General features: G+C 32.1%; 11 protein-coding genes. 4 read left to right on the top strand and 7 right to left on the bottom strand.

The genetic code is table 11. The features are described 5' to 3' along the window. Window positions 1–33: 33 nt before the first annotated feature. Together ACH5TX_RS05375 and aspS are read right to left on the bottom strand one after the other, a co-directional pair. Complete coding sequence (locus ACH5TX_RS05375) at window positions 34–1,803, bottom strand: APC family permease (RefSeq protein ID WP_439338507.1); 1,770 nt, start codon at window positions 1,801–1,803, stop codon at window positions 34–36. Window positions 1,804–1,813: 10 nt separating this feature from the next. Beyond that, window positions 1,814–3,562: an aspartate--tRNA ligase gene (gene aspS, locus ACH5TX_RS05370; RefSeq protein ID WP_439338506.1), complete on the bottom strand. Its 1,749-nt coding sequence runs from the start codon at window positions 3,560–3,562 to the stop codon at window positions 1,814–1,816. A gap of 275 nt (window positions 3,563–3,837) precedes the next feature. On the opposite strand from aspS, the gene ACH5TX_RS05365 reads away from it, so the two are divergent. Beyond that, window positions 3,838–6,753, top strand: a complete 2,916-nt coding sequence (locus ACH5TX_RS05365; RefSeq protein ID WP_439338505.1) for a TonB-dependent receptor — start codon at window positions 3,838–3,840, stop codon at window positions 6,751–6,753. 88 nt (window positions 6,754–6,841) lie between these two features. Here ACH5TX_RS05365 and ACH5TX_RS05360 read toward each other — a convergent pair whose 3' ends face one another. From ACH5TX_RS05360 to ACH5TX_RS05345, 4 genes are read right to left on the bottom strand one after another with little or no spacing between them, the layout of a single operon-like run. Next, window positions 6,842–10,366 (bottom strand): efflux RND transporter permease subunit, encoded by a 3,525-nt coding sequence (locus tag ACH5TX_RS05360; RefSeq protein ID WP_439338504.1) that lies wholly within the window; start codon window positions 10,364–10,366, stop codon window positions 6,842–6,844. Between the two features lie 31 nt (window positions 10,367–10,397). Next, window positions 10,398–11,567 (bottom strand): efflux RND transporter periplasmic adaptor subunit, encoded by a 1,170-nt coding sequence (locus ACH5TX_RS05355; protein ID WP_439338503.1) that lies wholly within the window; start codon window positions 11,565–11,567, stop codon window positions 10,398–10,400. 12 nt (window positions 11,568–11,579) lie between these two features. Further along, window positions 11,580–12,926 carry a TolC family protein gene (locus ACH5TX_RS05350; protein WP_439338502.1) on the bottom strand — a complete coding sequence of 449 codons (1,347 nt, stop codon included), beginning with the start codon at window positions 12,924–12,926 and terminating at the stop codon, window positions 11,580–11,582. A gap of 2 nt (window positions 12,927–12,928) precedes the next feature. Continuing rightward, window positions 12,929–13,534, bottom strand: a complete 606-nt coding sequence (locus tag ACH5TX_RS05345; protein ID WP_439338501.1) for a TetR/AcrR family transcriptional regulator — start codon at window positions 13,532–13,534, stop codon at window positions 12,929–12,931. A gap of 124 nt (window positions 13,535–13,658) precedes the next feature. On the opposite strand from ACH5TX_RS05345, the gene ACH5TX_RS05340 reads away from it, so the two are divergent. Together ACH5TX_RS05340 and ACH5TX_RS05335 are read left to right on the top strand one after the other, a co-directional pair. Next, complete coding sequence (locus ACH5TX_RS05340) at window positions 13,659–14,633, top strand: polyprenyl synthetase family protein (protein WP_439338500.1); 975 nt, start codon at window positions 13,659–13,661, stop codon at window positions 14,631–14,633. Beyond that, window positions 14,633–14,986, top strand: coding sequence for a hypothetical protein (locus ACH5TX_RS05335; RefSeq protein ID WP_439338499.1), 354 nt, complete (start codon window positions 14,633–14,635; stop codon window positions 14,984–14,986). The genes ACH5TX_RS05340 and ACH5TX_RS05335 overlap by 1 nt, the downstream gene beginning before the upstream one ends. 18 nt (window positions 14,987–15,004) lie before the next feature. Here ACH5TX_RS05335 and ACH5TX_RS05330 read toward each other — a convergent pair whose 3' ends face one another. Further along, on the bottom strand, window positions 15,005–15,535 hold the full coding sequence (locus ACH5TX_RS05330) for an alpha-ketoglutarate decarboxylase (RefSeq protein ID WP_439338498.1): 531 nt from the start codon (window positions 15,533–15,535) through the stop codon (window positions 15,005–15,007). Between the two features lie 157 nt (window positions 15,536–15,692). Between ACH5TX_RS05330 and ACH5TX_RS05325 the strand changes: the two genes are divergently transcribed. After that, entirely contained in the window at window positions 15,693–18,434 is a 2,742-nt protein-coding gene (locus tag ACH5TX_RS05325; RefSeq protein WP_439338497.1) for a 2-oxoglutarate dehydrogenase E1 component, read from the top strand. Window positions 18,435–18,460: the final 26 nt, after the last annotated feature.

The following is an 18,460-nucleotide window of genomic DNA, read 5'->3' as shown; positions in this document are numbered from 1 at the left end:
GGGTTAAAAGCACGATTATAAAAACTTATTATTTTAAATAATGAGTCTAACGCCACCTAAATCTTCAATTTTATAAGGGAATTTATCACTAGGAGATCCTATAAACATGAAGTTAATAGGAATGTTCCATCGTTCTGACAATGCTTTAATTAAAGCTGGACTAAATTTACTTTTTTCAATGATAAATTCAATATCAACTTCTGGATATTCTCTGTTTAGAAAATCGACTTCTTGTTCTAAATTTTTTGGAATAACATCACCCTTGTCTAATGCTAAAACAATTTTAAGCTTTTTTGTATGCTCATTTTTTGTAATATATAACATCACTTTATTAAGTGTGGCTATATTGTCTCCTTTAGTAAAAAAAACAAATTCTTGAGAATTTATTTTATTAATTGTAGATGTTATCTTTCTATCTGTTTTTAAAACTAAATTACGAATAGGGTCGAAAATACTATATATTAGGTTTAATAAGAATTTTAACAGAACTATTCTATTCAACATGATAATGATAAAAATAATAGCAGGAATAAAATAATCGAGAAAGACGACTAAATTACTTGGACTGCCATCTTTTGGAGTCATTAAAATATTTCCAATTAAAGCTACTATAACAGCCATAATTGCTATTATAACAGCACCCCATTTTGCTTTTTCAGGTCTAGGTAACTGTTTTCTTCTTACTTTTAGTAAAATGTTTCCAAAACCAAATAACACCATAACTGATAAGAACGAAATGGTATAAACACCTGCTAATAATTTAACATTTCCATTGGTAATAAGTAAAACAGAAATGGATAATATGAAAAACATTAAAATAATTCTGTATGAGCTACCTTTAGCATTTTTCTTTAAAAAAAATGGTGGTAAAATACGGTCTAAAGTCATACGTTCTAATAAGCCAGAAACACCAACAAAACTTGTTAATACAGCACCACTTAACACTAAAAAGGCATCAATAGATATTAAAATAGCAATCCAATTTCCTCCAACATGAGCTCCCATTTCAATTAATAATGTATTTTGATAGGCATCACTTTGTAAAAGTGGAAGCGCAAATAGTGCTAATGCAAATATGGCCATTAAGGGGTTTATAACACTAACAACAATCCACATGTTTTTAAGTGTTTTTGGGAACACGCCTTTTTCTTGTTCTTCAACAAAATTAGCAGAACTTTCAAAACCAGATACACCCAGCATAGAAGCTGCAAATCCTAAAAATATAGCTGTTGCTATACTGCCACCTTGTATTGGAAGTTTCCAGTTTTCAAAAAATACACCAATACCATTTTGACTTAAAAAATATATGATAAACCCACTTAATATAGCTAAGGAAGTTAAATGAAAAAGAAAAATACCGATAGCTACTTTAGCTGATTCTGTAATTCCTCCAATTGTAAGTGCGGCAAAAATACCTAATAGCACAATGGTGGCTATTATTATAGGCATAGATGGAATTAGATGATGTAAATAATGAATGGCTTCATTAGCAGAAATAACGGCAGTTGCCATATAAGAAAGCAGTGTCAAGGTTGCTGCAAATGATGCTAAAAATTTACTAGTAGTATTTAGTAAAGCATTATAAGCACCACCATTTAGTGGTAGTGCTCCTACAACTTCTCCATATATTTTTCTAAAAAGAAATAAAACAACAGAAACAATAGCTAATGTTATCCAAGCGTATTGACCTGCAAAAGCAATAGCAAGAGCCGAGACATATAAAACAGAGGAGCTAATATCGTTACCACAAATAGCTGTGGCTGCTAATTGGTTTAACTTTTTAGTGTGTCCTTTGGTTTTCATTATTTCAAAGTTATAATTCTACTTTGAGATGAAGTTCTGTTAATTGTTCATCATCAATAGGAGCAGGCGCATCAATCATGACATCTCGTCCTGAATTATTTTTCGGGAATGCAATAAAATCACGTATGGTTTCTTGTCCGCCTAAAATAGCAACTAGTCTATCTAATCCAAAAGCTAAACCACCGTGTGGCGGTGCGCCATATTGAAAGGCATCCATTAAAAAACCAAATTGTGCTTTTGCTTCTTCTTCGGTAAAGCCTAAATGTTTAAACATAATGGCTTGTGTTTCTTTATCGTGAATTCTTATAGAACCACCGCCTATTTCATTTCCGTTTAAAACTAAATCGTATGCATTAGCTTTTACGTCGCCTGGATTTGTATCTAATAATTCTAATTGTCCTGGTTTTGGAGATGTAAATGGATGATGCATTGCGTGGTAATGTCCTGTTTCTTCATCTAATTCTAATAAAGGAAAGTCTATTACCCATAGCGGAGCAAATACTTTAGGGTCTCTTAAGCCTAAACGTTCTGCTAATTCCATACGTAAGGCACTTAATTGAGCTCTTACTTTGTTTTTATCGCCAGAAAGCACACAAACTAAATCGCCAGGTTTTGCACCTGTAACTTCAGCCCATTTTGCTAAATCGTCTTGATCGTAAAATTTATCTACTGAAGATTTATAAGTCCCATCTTCATTACATCTTGAATAAATCATTCCTAAAGCACCAACTTGCGGACGCTTTACCCAATCAATTAATTTATCAATTTCTTTTCTAGTATAACTATTTCCGCCAGGAACTGCTATTCCAACTACTAATTCGGCATTGTTAAAAACACCAAATTCTTTGTGTTGTGTAACGGCATTAAGTTCGCCAAATTCCATCCCAAAACGAATGTCTGGTTTGTCGTTACCATATAAGCGCATCGCGTCATCATACAGCATTCTTGGGAATTTTTCAACCTCTACACCATTTACTTCTTTTAGTAAGTGACGCGTTAAGCCTTCAAAAACATTTAAAATATCTTCTTGCTCAACAAAAGCCATTTCACAATCAATTTGTGTAAACTCTGGCTGTCTGTCGGCACGTAAATCTTCATCTCTAAAACATTTTACAATCTGGAAATATTTATCCATGCCACCAACCATCAACAATTGTTTGAAGGTTTGTGGTGATTGCGGTAATGCGTAAAATTGTCCTTCATTCATTCTAGAAGGTACTACAAAATCTCTGGCGCCTTCTGGGGTAGATTTTATTAAATAAGGAGTTTCTACCTCTATAAAATCTTCTTTAGATAAATAGTTTCGAACTTCTTGAGATACTTTCGATCTGAAAATTAAACTGTCTTTTACAGGATTACGGCGAATATCTAAATAACGATATTTCATTCGTATATCTTCACCACCATCAGTTTTGTCTTCGATAGTAAAAGGAGGTAGTAAAGCTTGATTTAAAATGGTTAATTCTGAAACTAATATTTCTATATCTCCTGTTGGAATCTTAGGGTTTTTTGAAGCACGTTCAATAACGGTTCCTTTAACTTGAATAACAAACTCACGACCTAAGTTTTGAGCTTGTTCCATCATGTCTTTTGAGGTGCGCTCTTCGTCAAAAACAAGTTGAGTAATGCCGTAGCGGTCACGTAAATCTACCCAAACAATAAAACCTTTATCTCTTGATTTTTGAACCCATCCTGAAAGGGTTACTTCTGTATTAATATTTGTAGCTGTTAATTCGCCACAATTATGACTTCTGTACATTGTTGTAAAATTGAAGTGCAAATTTAATGAAATACCTATGAGTATAAATTTTTTAAGATGTTTTTTTGAATCCTATTAATTTTTGGAGGTTATATGGTAAATTCTTCTATGAATCTTCGATTGTGCATTTATTTGAAATATTTTCAATATTTTTTAATAATCATTACAAAATATGTTGTCTTTTATTACTTTTAATGAATATATTTTATATGCGCGCATAATTTATTAAGTAAATTGTATATCTTCGCTTTAACTAATTCAAATAAATATATATTATGATTAAAAAACTACAATTAAAATTAATGCTGTTTTTGATGTTTATAGGAGCATCAGGATTTATAACTGCACAAGAAGTTTCAGGAGTTGTTCTTGATGATACTTCGCAACCTTTACCGGGTGTTTCTGTAATTGTAAAAGGAACCACTACAGGAACTATTACAGATTTTGATGGGAACTATTCGCTTAGTGCGAATAATGGAGATGTATTAGTGTTTTCTTATGTAGGGTACGACACTCAAGAATTAACCGTAACTGGGAGTAAATTAAACGTTACAATGAAATCTGGAGTTGCTTTAGATGAAGTTGTTTTGGTTGGTTCTAGAAACCCAAGTAGAACAGCAATTGACACTCCGGTTGCAATTGATGTTATTGATGTTACAGAGTTAGCATCAAAAGGCGCACAGACTTCGGTAAATGAAATTTTAAATTATGTAGCACCGTCGTTTACATCACAAACGCAAACAGTTTCAGATGGTACCGATCATATAGATCCGGCATCATTAAGAGGTTTGGGGCCAGATCAAGTATTAATATTAATTAATGGGAAACGTAGACACAATACGGCATTAATTAATACAAATGGTACGGTGGGTGCTGGTAGTGTTGGTACAGATATGAATTCTATTCCTACGGCTGCTATTAAAAGAATTGAAGTACTTAGAGATGGAGCTGCGGCACAATATGGATCGGATGCCATTGCAGGTGTTATAAATATTGTATTAAAGAAAGCAACAAACGAATTGGACTTAACACTTACAACGGGCGCTAACTTTAGCGAAAATTCAAATCATTTTGAAGGCGGTAGTGATGGAGAAAAAGTTCAAATTGATGCGAATTATGGATTGCCAATTGGCGATAATGGTGGGTTTATTAATTTTACAGGTTCTTTATCTACAAGACAACCTGCTTTAAGAAATAAAGATTATTCAGGAGATATTTTTAAAGGTTTTCATGGCGCAGAGAGGGTTTTCGCAGCAAGCGGAGGTGTTGTAGCAGATATGACATTGGCAGATTACCAAACAGCAGCAGGATCACTATCTTATTTAGATCCAGCAGTAGCTTCTGAAATAGCGGGTCTAGATGTAACTCAAGAAGCCGATATTGCTACGTTTAGAGATTTACTTGGTTTTGATGCAGATGAACAAGAATTAGCTGCAAGAGGACAAACAAGAGCCGATTATAGATTTAAAGTTGGAACTTCTAAACTTAGAGAAGGTAAGTTTTTTGCTAATATGTCTATTCCATTAAGTGATGATGCAGAAATTTACTCTTTTGGAGGTATTAGTTACAGACAAGGTTTGGCTTCTGGTTTTTATAGAAGACCTGCTCAAGGAGATGGACGTGCTAATACACCTGCATTTCCAAATGGATTTTTACCAAATATTGGAAGTGATATTGTAGATAAATCTTTAGCTGTTGGAATTAGAGGAAAAGTTAATGATTGGAATGTAGATTTTTCAAATACATACGGACAAAATGCTTTTGGTATTACCGTAGGAAACTCAAGTAACGGAACATTAGGTGTAGCAACACAACGTTCATTTGACGCTGGTACTTTAAGTTTTTCTCAGAATACAACAAATTTAGACTTTAATAAATTTAATGAAGATATCTTTAATGGATTAAATGTAGCTTTTGGAGCTGAATATAAAGTTGAAAATTATAGTATTGAAGAAGGAGAAGAGGCGTCTTTTACAAGTTATGATATTAATGGAAATCCTGTAAATAGTATTACTCCTAGCGATTTATTAGTTACTAATAATTTTACAGGTGCACCACTTGGTGGAGGCGCTCAAGTTTTTAGAGGCTATGACCCTAAAAATGCAACTAATAAATTTAGAAACAGTATAGCTGCTTATGTAGACTTAGAAGCCGATTTAACAGATGCTTGGTTATTAAGTGTTGCAGGACGACTTGAAAGTTTTTCAGATTTTGGTGAAACGTTTAATTATAAAATAGCAACGCGTTATAAATTAGACGAAAATGTAGCTTTAAGAGCAGCACATAGTACAGGTTTTAGAGCACCGTCTTTGCATCAACAATTTTTTAGTAGAACGAGTACTGTTTTTGTAGATAATCAACCTTTTGAACAAGGAACATTTACAAACGATAGTAGAGCAGCAAATTTAATAGGTATTGAAAAGCTTAAAGAAGAAACTTCTAAAAGTTTCAGCTTAGGTGCTACTGCTAAATTTGGGAATTTTAAAATTACAGCTGATGCTTACGTTATTGATATTGATGATCGTATTGTGTATAGTGGAAGTTTTGGAGCAGGAACTAATGCCGAACTTCAAGGTATCTTTGATTCTGCTGGAGCTACAAGCGCTCGCTTTTTTGTAAATGCTATTGATACAAAATCTAAAGGAATTGAGGTTGTTGTTTCTCATAATGGAAATATTGGAGATAAAGTTAGAGTTCAAAGTGATTTATCTGCAACTTTTTCTGAAACTGAAGTAGATGCTATTAGAGTACCGTCTAAAATTGCCGCAGCAGGACAAAGTGGTTCTTTTTTCGATGGGCAAGAAGAAGCCTTTTTAACTTTAGCTCAACCGAGAACTAAGTTAAGTTTAACAAATGTTGTAAATGTTGGTAAATGGGATTTCTTATTAAGAAATGTTTTCTTTGGTGAAGTTACAGACCCAGATGATTTTTCTGGAGATGCAAGAGTTGCTGGAACACCTGTTAGTGCAGATGCTATTTATGGAGGAAAGTTAGTAACAGATTTAACTGTTTCTACAGCATTAATGGATAATTTAACTGTAACTCTTGGAGCTAATAATTTATTTGATGTTTACCCTGATGAAAATAGACCAGGAGGCACTTCGGGAGATCAATTTGTATACTCAAGAAGAACGTCTCAATTTAGTTATTTAGGACGCTATTTGTTTGCTAGATTAAATTTTAAATTATAGGGTTTATCTAAAAATATAGAAAAGCAAAAGGCTTCAACATAACGTTGAAGCCTTTTTTTTGTAATTTGAATTAGTCACTCTATTTAAATTACTCGATTCTTTTATCTATATTAAATGTTTTTTCTTGAGACACAATTTCGTATGTCGCAACTCTATCTTTATACAACCACATTTTAAACTTGGTAACTAAGTAAAAAAGGATTGGTACAACTATTAGTGTTAAGAACGTAGCTATGAATAGTCCGTAAATTACGGTCCAAGCAAGTGGTCCCCAGAAAATAACATTATCTCCACCCATATAAATATGTGGGTTAAGTTCGCTAAAAAGCGTAAAGAAATTAATGTTTAAACCTATAGCTAACGGAATTAATCCTAAAATAGTAGTAATAGCCGTCAATAATACCGGACGTAAACGTGCTTTTCCTCCTTTTATAATAGCTTCTAAAAGCTCGCTGTTTTCTATGTATTGTTCTTCATCTAAATGATGTTCTGCTTTTTTTCTGTCAATTAATAATTGAGTATAATCTAAAAGTACCACACCATTATTTACAACAATACCAGCAAGTGATATAATACCCATCATGGTCATCATAATAACAAACGAACTTCCTGTGGCTACAATACCACCAAATACACCAATTAAACTTAAGAAAATAGCAATCATAATGATGCCTGGTTTAGATACCGAGTTAAATTGAAATATTAAAATGAAAAAAATCAATCCTAAACCTGTGAAAAAAGCACCCATTAAAAAGGCCATTTGTTTGTTCTGTTCTTCAATTTGTCCTGTGTAATCTATTTTAACAGCATCAGGTTTTTCAGTAAACGCTTGCATTTCATTTTGAATTTGAGATACAATGGCGCCAGCATCAGAATAACCTGCTGCTAATGCAGAATATAATAATACAACACGCTTAACATCTTTATGTTTAATGGCACTAAATCCAGATGTATTATTTTGTTTAGCAACAGCAGATACGGGGATTTCTTTAATTTGCCCAGAAGCCATGTCTCTAAATGTTATTTTCTGATTAAACAGTGCACTGGTATTATACCTGTTTTCTTCATTAAAGCGAACATAAATATCGTAATCTTCACCGTTTTCTTTGTAAACACCTGCTTTTGCTCCAAAAATAGAATTACGCAATTGCTGTCCTACTTGACCTGAATTTACACCTAGTTCTCCTGCTTTTTTTCTATCGACATGCACTTGCATGGAAGGTTTAGATTTATTCACATCAATCTTTAATTCATCAATTCCTTGAATGTTTTTAGAATTGATAAAGTCTTTCATTTTTTCGGCAGTAGCTATTAACTCAGAATAATCTTCACCTTTTAATTCAATATTAATAGGATAACCAGCAGGAGGACCAGCGGCATCTTTTTCTACTGAAATGGCTACGCCTGGGTAAATACCTTTTAAGTCTTCTTGAATTTTTCTAAGTAGTTCGTTACTGTCTTCACCTTTTCTATATTTATATTCGCGCATGGTTGCTGTAATCTTGCCACGATGTGGCATATCGGCAGCAGATCCACCATCCGTTTGTGGGTTTCCTGCACCAGCACCAACTTGAGAAACAGCACTTTCTGTTAGGTAATTAAAATCACCATCAAGATACATTGGGTCGTTTATAACTTTAAAAATGCGTTGTTCAATATCTTTTGTAATCGCATTGGTTTTTTCAATATCTGTCCCTTCAGGATATTCTATATAGGCTGTAATTTGATTGGCAGTAGTATCTGGAAAGAATTCAACTTTAGTCCGTTTATTCATCACGGAAAATAAAAACCCTCCAATAGCAACAAATAATAACAGAAATGTTCCAATTGTAATAATAGCTGGTTTTCTTCCGTTTAAAGCACCTCTTAAAGAACGCTCGTAAAAACGTTCCCATTTTGGTAAGCTGTTGTTTTGAAAGTTGTTAGCCCATTTTCTAAGAAATAATCTGTAAATCCAGAGTAAAATAACAGTAAAAATCATTAAAGTTCCTAAGCCTCTATAGCTTCCTCCAATAGCTAAAATAAAAAGGCCTATAGCTCCAAATATTACAGAGATTTTAATAATTTGTTTTAAAGGCATGTCTTTATCTTCAGTAGTCATGTATTGAGATACTAATACAGAATTAAAAAAGATAGCAACGAATAATGATGACCCTAATACAATAGATAATGTTACAGGGAAATATATCATGAATTGACCCATAACTCCAGGCCATAAACCAAGAGGAATAAAAGCGGCAACTGTTGTTGCTGTTGAAATTATTATAGGAAAAGCAATTTCACTAATTCCTTTTTTAGCGGCTTCTTTTCGGTTCATGCCTTCATCAGTCATTAAACGATACACGTTTTCAACCACCACAATACCATTATCTACAAGCATACCAAGTCCCATAATTAATCCAAATAGAATCATGGTGTTCATGGTATAACCCATTAAGTCTATTATCATAAGAGACATGAACATAGACATTGGTATTGCAAAACCAACAAAAAGAGCATTTTTAAATCCTAAAAAGAACATTAAAACCGTTACAACTAGAATAATACCGAATATGATATTGTTTACTAAATCATCTACTTGACCAATAGTTTTTGAAGATTGATCGTTGGCAATAGTTACTTTTAAATCTGGAGGAAATACATTAGCAATGGCATTATTTACAATGTCTTGAATTTGTTCTGACGCTGCAACCATGTTTTGTCCTGAACGTTTTTTTACATCAAGCATGACTACGGCTTCTCCAAATTCTCTAGCATAGGTGGTTTTATCTTCGTCTTTAAACGTAATTTTTGCAACATCTTTTAAATAAATTGGATTATCACGTTCCGATTTTACAACAAAGTTTTCCAGTTCTTTAGGGTTTTCTATTTCACCCAAAATACGAATAGTACGTCGTTGACCACTTGTAATTAAATTACCTGCAGACATGGTTACGTTTTCTCTGCTTATGGTATTAATAATATCATCAAAGCTAACTTTGGCAGCCATCATTTTATAGATGTCAACCGCAACTTCTACTTCTTTGTCTTGAGCACCACGAATATCTACTTGCTTAATTTCTTGAAGACCTTCAATTTCGTCTTCAAGGTATTCTCCATACTCTTTTAGTTTATCTACAGGGTAATCACCAGAAATATTAATATTAAGTATTGGGATTTCTTCAGACATACTTAAATCGAAAATATTTGGTTCTACTTTGGCGCCATTAAATGTTGGCCAATCTTCACCAGACGTTTCAGTATCTACCTCATCCTTTACTTTTTGTTTAGCAGCTTCAACCGATATGTTTTCGTCAAATTCTACAACAACTATAGAATAATCTTCTTGAGATGTTGAGGTAATTTCAATAACATTACTAACTGTTTTTAGCTTGTCTTCAATAGGGTCTGTAATAAGTTTTTCAATATCTTCGGCAGTATTTCCTGGATATACAGAGCTTATGTAAATTTTAGTTTCTTTAATTTCAGGAAAATTTTCTCTGGCCATACTAAAATAGGCTCCTGTACCAAGAAATAGGATTAAAGCAATTAAAACATACATGGTTGTTTTATTGTTAATTGCCCAAGATGATAATCCAAACTCTTTATCTACTTGTTTTTTCTTTTTTGTCATTTTTAAGTTTTTTACGGTTTTAACTCTTTTGTTATTCAACTACAAGAATTTTAACATCTTGTCCGTCTTTAACGCTACGAGCACCTTCATCAATAATTTCAGCACCATGTTTTAAACCAGAAAGAACTTCTATATCATCGCCTTGAGTTTTACCTGTTTTTATAATGGTTCTTTTGGCTTTAGCTGTTTCTCCTGTTTTATTTGCTATAGTATAAATGTATTGTTGTCCGTCGGCATTTTCAGAAATGATACTTTGCGGAATTAATATAGCTTTAGGGTTTGTGTAATCGTTAATTTTAAGTTTTGCCGTTAAATTTGGCTTTATTGATTGATCTTTATTTGAAACAGCAACTTCAACTTTAAAAGAGCGATTGGCAGGATTAATGAAGTTACCCGCTTGACGAATTTTGGCATCCATAGATGTTCCAAGAATAGGAAATTCTATTTGTACATCTTTACCAGTTTTAATAGTTGAAATATAACGTTCAGGAACTTCAGTTTCAATATACATGTCTTGTAAATTTACTATTCTAAAAAGTTGGGTTTGTCCAGGTGCAACAACACTTCCTTGTTCTGTAATAACATCGTCTATAGTTCCAGAAAATGGTGCTTTAACAACAGTTTTTGCAACTTGTTTTTTTAATTGGCTTACTGCTTGTTGTTGTGCTTCGTAACTAGATTTTGCTTGTAAATATTGAATTTCACTACCTATTTTTTGTTCCCATAGTCGTTTTTGACGTTCAAAAGTAGTTTTTGCTAAATCTGCTTGAATTTGTAATTGTGCAACTTGTTGATTTAATCCACCATCATCAATTTTTGCTAACATTTGTCCTTTAGAAACTTTTTGTCCTTCTTTAACATAAACACGTGTTAATGTTCCAGAGTATTCAGGGAAAATAACAAGATTTTGTTTTGTACTTACGCTTCCTTGAAGTTCTACAAAATGATTAAATACAGATTCCTTTACTTCAAAAGTTGTAATTAAAGGAATTCGTTCTTGAGGGTCTAATTCTTTAATTTTTGCTTCAAGTTGTTTTAGTTGTGCAGCAATAACTTGTTGTTCGCCGTCTAAGGTTGTTTTTCTTTCTCTAATTTTTTCTAAATTATTGGTTGCAATAATATCTTCAACAGATTTTTTCTTATCGCCTCCACAAGAGGTTAAAAGAATTGTTACTAGTAAGAGTGAATATATATTTTTCATTTTATGATTGATTTATTGGTTGTTTATTGTGTTTAATACAGTTTCTAATTCTGCTTTTTTGTTTATAACATCAAGCATGGCTTGAAGAAATTCTTGTTGCGAACTATATAGTTGTGTTTGCGCTTGTCTTAATTCAAAGCTTGTAGCAATACCTTCAAAAAATTTGGTTTGATTTTTAGCTTCTATGCGTTCTGCTAAGTTTAAGTTTTGCTTCTTATTGTCGTAATCTTCAATAGCAAATTGATAATCACTTTTTGCAGATGCTATTTGTAATTTTAATTTTTGTTCGGTTTCTGTTAAATCTTCTTTAGCTTTTTCAAGATTTATTTTTGCACGCTGTGTAGCTGCACTTCTGCCGCCAGAACTAAAAATAGGAATGTTCATGCTTACACCTAATAAAGATGATCCAAACCATTTTTGATCTTTCTTTAAAAAATCGAAATTATTATTATTTCCTGCATAGCTGCCATTAACAAAGCCTCTTAACGTTGGTAAAGCTTTACTTTTTTCTAGTTTTAAAAGTAATTCTTTAGATGTTTTATCGTTTTGAGCTATTTTAAAATCGATGTTGTTATCAATATTATCTTCTGCATTTAGCAAGTCTAAAACAATATTTTGAGCTGTTAAACTTTCTAAATTATCGGTTAAGATAGTTTTGTTATTTATATCAGATCCTAATGTAATATTCAACATTTGATAAGCCAGCGTTTTTAAACGAGATGTATTGTTTAAAGTACTTTCAATGCCAGATAATGTAATTTGTAGTTGTTCTACACTTTCTTCATCGCCTAAACCATTTTCATAAATTTTGGTGGTTTCATTAAGGTTCTTTTTTAGTACATCAATATTACGTTCTAAAATTTTTACGCTTTCTTCTGCAAGAAGTACATTTCCGTATGCGTTTATAACTGCTTTCCTAACTTCTAAATCTGTTTTTTCTTTGGCATTTTTAGAGATTTCTAAATACACTTTTGCAGATTGCAATCCTACTAAATAAGAGCCATCAAAAATTAATTGTTCTAATGTTACGGTGCCGTTCATGGTTTGTTTGGTGCCAAAGGATACCTCGGCAAATTCTCCTGCATTGCCTCCAAAAATTTCGGCAGGTAATAAAGATACTTGTTGTTTTAGCCAGTTGTTATAATCTATACTAGCACTTATTTGTGGTAATCCCATTGTGGTGGTTTCCCATTTTTGTTTTTTTGCAGCATCAATATCGCGTGATGCATTTTTTGCTGTTCTATTGTTTTCTAAGGCATAATCAATGGCTTCTTGTAGACTGAAATTCTGAGTTTTTTCTTGCGAAAAGCCTTTGATTATTACTAGTAAACTAAAAATTAATATTAGTTTGTTTTTCATTTTTATGATTGATTTGATTTGATAAATTTATTTAATAATTGTAATCCTTTTTCTGTAACAATGGCTCTTAAATGGTATTCTAAGTAGCTTTCCATTAAATAATCCATAGTAAATAATCTTTGAGGAAAAATAGTAGGGTCTTTTATTCCTGTCATCCCGTTAAAGTACATTCTCGATATAAATTCAACATCTATATTAGATCTAAACAATTCTGTGTCTACACCTTTTTGAAGACTAATTTTTACACAATCTTGCATTTTATCGAATTGCTTAAGTTTTAATACATCGAATATTTGAGGATAGTATTTTCTTAATTGATATTGAGGCGACGTTTTTTCGTTTTTTAAATGATGCATCACAAACATTTTTATATCATAAAGTTCCTCAATAGGGTTTGCCGATGTATTACAAATACCATCAATGCCTTCACAAATATTTTCAAATATTTCAAACGTTACAGCCTCAATAAGTTTAGTTTTATTAGCAAAATGAACATAAATTGTTTTTTTAGACATACCTAGTTCATGAGCTATATCGTCCATTGTAACGCTTTTAAACCCTAGGTTTAAAAACATTTCTGCTGCTTTATGTATTATTTTTTCTCTCATAATAGGGCGCAAATCTACAACAGGAAACTTTAAAAACCTATAAAGTTTCCTAAGTTTTATGATTTTTTAACACTTAATTTACATTGAGACTTTTTAATACCACGAATTACTTTATTTTTACAAAATGCTTTCAATAGAAAAATATCAACAGGTTTTTGTTGAGTATTTAGAAAAATATTCAACTGTAAAAGAACCACAAACACTATACAGTCCTATTCAATATATTTTGAATTTAGGCGGAAAAAGGTTGCGCCCCGTTTTAACTTTAATGACTTCTGAAATTTTTAATCAGGATTGTAAAGAAGCTTTAAATGCAGCATTAAGTATTGAAGTATTTCATAATTTCTCGCTAGTTCATGATGATATTATGGATGATGCGCCTTTACGAAGAGGTAAAGCTACCGTACATGAAAAATGGGATGTAAATACAGGGATTTTATCGGGTGATGCTATGTTAATTATGGCGTATCAGTTATTCGAAAATTACGATGCCAATATATTTCAAGCATTAGCAAAGTTATTTAGTAAAACAGCTTTAGAGGTTTGTGAAGGCCAGCAATACGATGTAGATTTTGAAACTAGAAATGATGTTACGATTGCAGAGTATTTAAAAATGATTGAATATAAAACGGCTGTTTTGGTTGGTGCTGCTATGCAAATGGGTGCTATTGTTGCCAATGCTTCAAGCGAAGATCAAAATAATATTTATCAGTTTGGGAGGAGTTTAGGTGTTGCATTTCAGCTGCAAGATGATTATTTAGATGCTTTTGGCGACCCAAAAACGTTTGGGAAACAAGTTGGTGGCGATATTATTGAGAACAAAAAAACATATTTATATATTAAAGCTTTAGAATTTTCTAATGAAACAGATAAAGCTGAAATTATAGCGCTTTTCTCTTCAAACCCAGAAGATGTTTCTACTAAGATAGAAGTTGCTAAGAAATATTTTTTAACAACAGGTGCTGCTGAAGCTACTAAAAAAGCTATTGAAGCCTATACACAAAAAGCTTTTATTGTTTTAGAGTCTTTAAATATTTCTGAAGATAAAAAAGAATTATTAAAAGTGTTTGGTAACAGTTTAATGAACAGAACCGTTTAATGCAACTACCAACAACCTTCGAAAATTTAATTGAAGAAGCGAATCAATTAGATTTGTATAAACAGCTTATACAGCAATTAAATAAAGACTTTTTATTAGCTAATGTAGATTTAGGTTTTCATGAAGAAGTGTTGCCTTCTAGTTTAAAATTAATGCTTCATGAAACGGTTTATAAATTAATTCAAGAAAAATTTACCGAGTATTTAAACTTACTTTATATTATTGATGTTTCAGAAAAACAGGTAAAAGCATTAAATGGTGATGATACACTTAAACTATCTGAACAGGTGTCTTTTTTAATATTAAAGCGTGAGTGGCAAAAGGTTTGGTTCAGGAATAAGTACTCTTCATAGTTTTATGTCAATTATTGACTAAAAATAAAATCGTACAAAAGGCGCCCAAGCGTCAATGTAAATACTTTTGTTTTCATCGTGTAATACATCATATCGAATACCAAAAGTAACATTACCTTGCCTGTAACCAGCTCCAACATATAATGCCGGAATCCAATAATTATCATTGGGAATATTTAGGTTAACATTATAACGTCTATTTACATTTAATTGTTCAAATTCTGCCGATACCTGAACTTCGTTAATAATATTATAAAGTCCAATAATACTTCCACCTAGAATGGTCGATTTGTAGACATTCTTTTGGTTATTAAAAGTGGTGTTTAACCCCAAACCAAAAGCTAGTTTGTTATCAACTTCGTATATGGCACTTGGTGCAATAGTGGCGCTAAAAAAACCGTTGGCGAAATTTAATCCAAAACCGCCACCAAAACGAACGTCTTTCCAGAAATTATTTGCGTTATCTTGAGCGTTTGAAAAATAAAAAAAAGAGAAAACAATTAAGAAAATTAATAGTTTTGTTTTGTTGATTATAGAAAATATGGACATAAAATTATAATTCATTAAAAAATTAACATAAAACACTAATTATTGATGATAACGATTATTGTTATCTTATAAATATACTAAAAGAAACACCTAATTTTGTCAAAAGTTGTATTTTTGACCCCAAATTTGATTAATTGATATTGAATTAAAAATAATAATGGATAAATTTTCCTTTTTAAACACAGCACATACGGCATATTTTGCTGATTTATACGATCAATATTTACAGAATCCAGATGCTGTAGAGCCAAGTTGGAGAGCTTTTTTTCAAGGCTATGATTTTGGTAGTGAGAATTATGAGCTAGAGGGTGAAATAGTAGAAGGCGTTTCAACTCAAATGCCTGAAAAACTTCAAAAAGAATTTCAGGTTTTAAAACTTATTGATGGTTATAGAATGCGTGGACATTTGTTTACTAAAACAAATCCTGTGCGTAATAGAAGAACCTATACACCAACATTAGATATCGAAAATTTCGGTCTTTCCGCAAACGATATAGATACTGTTTTTAATGCTGGTGAAATTTTAGGTATTGGAGCAAAACCGTTACGTGAAATACTTATCCACTTAGAACGTATTTATTGTAGTTCTATAGGTGTTGAATATATGTATTTACGTAACCCTGAAGTAATTTCATGGTGGCAGGGTAAATTAAATTCTAATGATAATCATCCTGATTTCTCTGTAGATAAAAAGAAATATATACTTTCAAAATTAAACCAAGCGGTGAATTTTGAAAACTTTTTGCAAACCAAATATGTGGGGCAAAAACGATTTTCTTTAGAAGGAGGCGAATCATTAATACCTGCAATAAGTAATGTCCTTTTTTATGCTGTTGAAAAGTATGATGTAAAAGAGTGTGTTTTAGGAATGGCACACCGTGGACGTTTAAGTACGCTTATAAATATTTTTAGAAAACCAATGAACGAGCTTTTAAGCGAGTTTGATGGTAAAGATTTTGAAGATGAAGATATAGATGGTGATGTAAAATATCATTTAGGTTTAACCTTAGATAAAACGTATCAAAACGGAAAAAGTATCAAAATGAATTTGGTGCCAAATCCATCACATTTAGAAACAGTTGCATCTGTTGCTGAAGGGATTACAAGGGCGAAAATTGATACAGATTATGATGGCGATGATCAAAAAATAATACCAATAATCGTGCATGGTGATGCTGCGATAGCAGGTCAAGGTATTGCTTATGAAGTAGCACAAATGAGTCAATTGAATGGCTATAAAACAGGAGGTACAGTACATATAGTTGTTAATAATCAAATTGGTTTTACAACTAACTATTTAGATGCGCGTTCAAGTACTTATTGTACAGATGTTGCAAAGGTAACTTTGTCTCCAGTATTACACGTAAACGCCGATGATGCAGAGGCGGTTGTTCATGCTGTAGAATTAGCGCTAGATTATAGAATGCGTTATAAGAAAGATGTTTATATCGATTTATTAGGCTATAGAAAATATGGGCATAATGAAGGTGATGAACCTCGATTTACTCAGCCAAAATTATATAAAGAAATAGCAAAACATCAAAATCCTTTTCAAATATATTCTAGTAAGTTAATTGCTGATAATACAATTGATAAAACATATTTAGATACTATTGTTGCAGAGTTTAAAGATACTTTAGAAAAAGAGTATATAAAGTCTAAAGAAGCAGATTCTTCTAAAGTTAGAGAGTTTATGCAAGAGCGTTGGACAGATTTTAAACGCCAAGGTATAGAAGGTATGTTAGAATCTGCCGATACATCATTCCCTAAAGAAAATTTAGAAAATATTTCTAAAATTGTTTCTACGGTTCCAGAAGGTGTTAAGTTTTTAAGAAAAGCTGAAAGGATTTTAAATGGACGTGCAAAAATGGTTTTTGAAACCGATACTTTAGATTGGGGTATGGCCGAAACATTAGCTTACGGTAGTTTATTAGAAGAAGGCTTTAATGTGCGTATTTCAGGGCAAGATGTTGAACGTGGTACGTTTAGTCACAGACATGCTATTTTACGAGATGAAATATCTGAAGAACGTATAAATTTACTAAATACGAACCCTGAGAATAAAGGTAAAATGGATATTTATAATTCCTTTTTATCTGAATACGGTGTTTTAGGTTTTGACTATGGTTATGCTATGGCAAATCCAAATACATTAACTATTTGGGAAGCACAATTTGGAGATTTTAGTAATGGTGCTCAAATTATATTTGACCAATACTTATCGGCTGCCGAAGATAAATGGAAAGCACAAAATGGTATTGTTGTATTATTGCCTCACGGTTATGAAGGTCAAGGATCTGAACATTCGTCGGCAAGAATAGAACGTTATTTACAACTTTGTGGTAATGATAATATAACGGTTGCAGATTGTACAACGCCTGCAAATATTTATCACTTATTGCGTCGTCAAATGAAACGCGATTTCAGAAAACCATTAGTTGTTTTTACTCCAAAAAGTTTATTGCGTCATCCAAAAGCAGTTTCAAGCTTAAATGAATTAGCGACTGGATCGTTTCAAGAAGTCATTGATGATACAGTAAAACCAGAAAATGTAAAGAAACTTATTTTCTGTACAGGTAAATTTTATTATGATTTATTAGCAGAAAGAGACGTATTAGGAACAGAAGATGTTGCTTTAGTTAGAATTGAGCAGTTATTTCCTTTACATTTAGAAAAAATACAAGAAGTAATAAATAGGTATCCTAATGTTACCGAATATGCATGGGCTCAAGAAGAACCTAAAAATATGGGAGCTTGGAGTCATATGTTACAGCGTATGGATTTAGTTAAATTAGAAGTTTATTCTAGACCATATAATTCGGTGCCAGCACCAGGGTCTAGTACAAGAGATAAAAGAAGACAGCGACGTGTAATTAATGCTGTTTTTGATAAAAATTAGTTAGAAAAGAGAATCAATTAAAGTAA

The organism is Thalassobellus citreus (assembly GCF_044385915.1).
In the GTDB taxonomy this organism is placed as follows: domain Bacteria; phylum Bacteroidota; class Bacteroidia; order Flavobacteriales; family Flavobacteriaceae; genus Thalassobellus; species Thalassobellus citreus.
This window is presented reverse-complemented; position numbering and strand designations above follow the sequence as displayed.

Bases quoted from the DNA above. Each gene is read 5' to 3' on its own strand.
- ACH5TX_RS05360 (WP_439338504.1), bottom strand. From the start codon at position 10,366: ATGACAAAAAAGAAAAAACAAGTAGATAAAGAGTTTGGATTATCATCT.
- aspS (WP_439338506.1), bottom strand. From the start codon at position 3,562: ATGTACAGAAGTCATAATTGTGGCGAATTAACAGCTACAAATATTAAT.
- ACH5TX_RS05335 (WP_439338499.1), top strand. From the start codon at position 14,633: ATGCAACTACCAACAACCTTCGAAAATTTAATTGAAGAAGCGAATCAA.
- ACH5TX_RS05345 (WP_439338501.1), bottom strand. From the start codon at position 13,534: ATGAGAGAAAAAATAATACATAAAGCAGCAGAAATGTTTTTAAACCTA.
- ACH5TX_RS05375 (WP_439338507.1), bottom strand. From the start codon at position 1,803: ATGAAAACCAAAGGACACACTAAAAAGTTAAACCAATTAGCAGCCACA.
- ACH5TX_RS05365 (WP_439338505.1), top strand. From the start codon at position 3,838: ATGATTAAAAAACTACAATTAAAATTAATGCTGTTTTTGATGTTTATA.
- ACH5TX_RS05350 (WP_439338502.1), bottom strand. From the start codon at position 12,926: ATGAAAAACAAACTAATATTAATTTTTAGTTTACTAGTAATAATCAAA.
- ACH5TX_RS05330 (WP_439338498.1), bottom strand. From the start codon at position 15,535: ATGTCCATATTTTCTATAATCAACAAAACAAAACTATTAATTTTCTTA.
- ACH5TX_RS05340 (WP_439338500.1), top strand. From the start codon at position 13,659: ATGCTTTCAATAGAAAAATATCAACAGGTTTTTGTTGAGTATTTAGAA.
- ACH5TX_RS05355 (WP_439338503.1), bottom strand. From the start codon at position 11,567: ATGAAAAATATATATTCACTCTTACTAGTAACAATTCTTTTAACCTCT.
- ACH5TX_RS05325 (WP_439338497.1), top strand. From the start codon at position 15,693: ATGGATAAATTTTCCTTTTTAAACACAGCACATACGGCATATTTTGCT.